Consider the following 231-nt stretch of genomic DNA (forward strand, 5'->3'; position numbering starts at 1 on the left):
CTTCATCCTCTAAGCTATCTTCACCTATGGAAATAGTTGTTCTTCGATCATCAATAAAACGGTCTCTAATTTCTGTTAATTCTTCTCTAATGATCTCTAGCACTTTTTCCTCATCTGCTAAAATAGCTTTTAATTCTTCAATTTTAGCAATTAGCTCTTTGTATTCTTCTTCTATTTTATCTCTCTCTAACCCTGTTAACCTCTGCAAACGCATGTCAAGGATAGCTTGTG

At 34.2% G+C, this 231-nt stretch carries 1 protein-coding gene; it reads right to left on the minus strand.

The window, feature by feature from the left end:
- Window positions 1-231 (minus strand): DNA gyrase subunit A (locus tag AOA60_RS13915; protein ID WP_143522442.1); only part of this gene is annotated, 231 nt, incomplete at both ends.

The sequence above is a fragment of the Pseudomonas sp. 2822-17 genome, assembly GCF_002742485.1.
GTDB lineage: Bacteria > Pseudomonadota > Gammaproteobacteria > Pseudomonadales > Pseudomonadaceae > Aquipseudomonas > Aquipseudomonas cyclaminis.